The organism is Stenotrophomonas sp. HMSC10F07 (assembly GCF_001807895.1).
Lineage (GTDB): Bacteria > Pseudomonadota > Gammaproteobacteria > Xanthomonadales > Xanthomonadaceae > Stenotrophomonas > Stenotrophomonas sepilia.
This window is the reverse complement of sequence record NZ_KV791420.1, coordinates 1,144-3,350: the sequence shown is the minus strand read 5'-3', so window position 1 is coordinate 3,350 and position 2,207 is coordinate 1,144. Positions and strand designations below refer to the sequence as shown.

Sequence of the window (2,207 nt, the reverse complement as noted above, 5' to 3'; positions counted from 1 at the left end):
ATCCCTTTTCCTGCGGAAAAGGGATCTGACCCCGCCTGACGGATCAAAGGCATCCACGCATGGCGTGGATCTACCTTCCCCTGCCGGACCACGGCACAATCGCTGGATGAGCCCGACCACTCCCGTATCTGCCCTCACCATCGCCGGCTCCGACTCCGGCGGTGGCGCAGGCATCCAGGCCGACCTGAAGGCCTTTGCAGCACATCGCGTGCACGGACTCTCCGCGATCGCCGCACTGACCGCACAGAACACCCGTGGCGTCATCGCCGTGCACGTGCCGCCGATCGATTTCCTGCGTGCACAACTGGATGCCTGCTTCGATGACTTCGACATCCATGCGGTGAAGCTGGGCATGCTGGCCAACACCGAGGTGATCAATGCCGTCGCCGATGCGTTGGAGCGCCATCGCCCGCCACACGTAGTGCTGGACCCCGTGATGGTCGCCACCAGCGGCGCGCGCCTGCTGGAAGACAACGCTCTGCAGGCAATGCGTGAGCGGCTGATCCCGCTGGCCACGCTGATCACCCCGAACACGCCGGAAGCGGAGCTGCTGGCCGGATGGAAGATCGGGAACGGCGATGACGCCGAACAGGTAGCCTCCGCCCTGCTCGACCTGGGCGCCGGTGCGGTGCTGCTGAAAGGTGGCCACCTGCAGGAAGGCAACCGCGTGATCGACCGCTACTTCGACGGCGTGAGCAGCGAAGAATTCATCCACGCCCGCCTGCCGCTGGATGCGCACGGCACTGGCTGCACGCTGGCCTCGGCCATCGCCGCGCAGCTGTGCAACGGCCTGAGCCTGGCCAACGCCTGCGAAGCCGGCATCGACTACGTTGCGCGCGGCCTGCAGCAGGGCTATGCCCCCGGCCGCAGCGAGGTGCTGGTGCTCGACCACTTCGGCGCTGCACCGCACGCATGAACCTGACGCCGGCCCTCCTTCCAGTGCAGTGCAACGACGGGCATCGCTACGAAGTGATGGCCTGCATGCCCGCACAGGCCATCGCCCGCTTGTTGTGGCTGCCAGCGCTGGGTGTGGCCGCGCGCCACTACCTGCCGCTGGCACAGGCGCTGGCAGCGAAGGGCGTTGCGGTCTACCTGCATGAGTGGCGCGGCAACGGCAGCAGCTCACTACGCCCGTCGCGCGCGCACGACTGGGGCTATCGGGAGGTACTCGAGCAGGATCTGCCGGCCAGCCAAGCGGTCATGGCGGCCGCCGACGAGGAAGCAGGCCCCCTGCCCTGGATCATCGGTGGCCACAGCCTGGGCGGGCAGCTGGCCTGCGTGCATGCCGGCCGCAACCCTCTGCATTTCCACCACTTGTGGTTGGCGGCCAGCGGCTCACCGTTCTGGCGTGGATTCCCGCCACCGCGCGGCTGGCTGCTGCCACTGGTTTACCGTTTCCTGCCGTGGATCGCGCAGCGCCAGGGCGTGCTGCATGGCCGTCGTCTCGGCTTCGGTGGCACCGAAGCACGCGGACTGATCGCCGACTGGGCGCGCGTCGGCCTGAACAACCACTACGCCGCCGCGGGCATGGGTGAAGACCTCGACGCACAGATGGCGCGCGTGCACGGCAGCGCCCAGGCCGTGCTGATGGAACACGACTGGTTGGCCCCGACCGGGTCGATGCAGGCGTTGCTGGCAAAGCTGCCGAATGTGGACGCGAAGCTGCGCGTGCTGTCCGCGCAGGAACTGGGCACGCGCGCCGATCACTTCGCCTGGCTGAAGGCACCGGATGCCGTGGCGGACAGCTTTTTCATTCAGTTGGATGAAAATTTTCACAAAACTGTTGACGGTGTGCGCCGACATCCGCATAATTCCGCTCCTGTCGCAGGGCGCCCGTAGCTCAGTTGGATAGAGTACCTGGCTACGAACCAGGCGGTCGGGAGTTCGAATCTCTCCGGGCGCACCACTCGACAGGTTTTCAGCATCCGCCGCTGAAAATGCAGTAAAATTAGGCAGTAAGTTGATTGTGTACCGCGCGCCCGTAGCTCAGTTGGATAGAGTACCTGGCTACGAACCAGGCGGTCGGGAGTTCGAATCTCTCCGGGCGCACCATTACACCGAAACAGCAGGCCTCGGCCTGCTGTTTTTTTATGCGTGTTTTTCGGCAGGGCTGCGCCCTGCACCTGCAGAAGCTTCAAGCCAAGGCAACGGCAACAGCAAAAGCTGGCATTCTGTGGGTTGGCGGGGCGGTGTCGGAGTGCGGGGAC

At 65.4% G+C, this 2,207-nt stretch carries 2 protein-coding genes and 2 tRNA genes; all 4 read left to right on the top strand.

What is annotated here, in order from left to right; genetic code table 11:
• Positions 1-106: 106 nt before the first annotated feature.
• The 4 genes from thiD to HMPREF3114_RS14395 all read left to right on the top strand — a co-directional run bounded on the left by thiD (position 107) and on the right by HMPREF3114_RS14395 (position 2,052).
• Complete coding sequence (gene thiD, locus HMPREF3114_RS14410) at positions 107-916, top strand: bifunctional hydroxymethylpyrimidine kinase/phosphomethylpyrimidine kinase (protein WP_053500055.1); 810 nt, start codon at positions 107-109, stop codon at positions 914-916.
• Positions 913-1,839, top strand: coding sequence for an alpha/beta hydrolase family protein (locus tag HMPREF3114_RS14405; protein WP_053500057.1), 927 nt, complete (start codon positions 913-915; stop codon positions 1,837-1,839). Before thiD ends, HMPREF3114_RS14405 begins: the two co-directional genes overlap by 4 nt.
• Positions 1,830-1,906 (top strand) — tRNA-Arg (locus HMPREF3114_RS14400). The genes HMPREF3114_RS14405 and HMPREF3114_RS14400 overlap by 10 nt, the downstream gene beginning before the upstream one ends.
• A 69-nt stretch (positions 1,907-1,975) precedes the next feature.
• Positions 1,976-2,052, top strand: a tRNA-Arg gene (locus HMPREF3114_RS14395).
• The last annotated feature ends 155 nt before the right edge of the window (positions 2,053-2,207 follow it).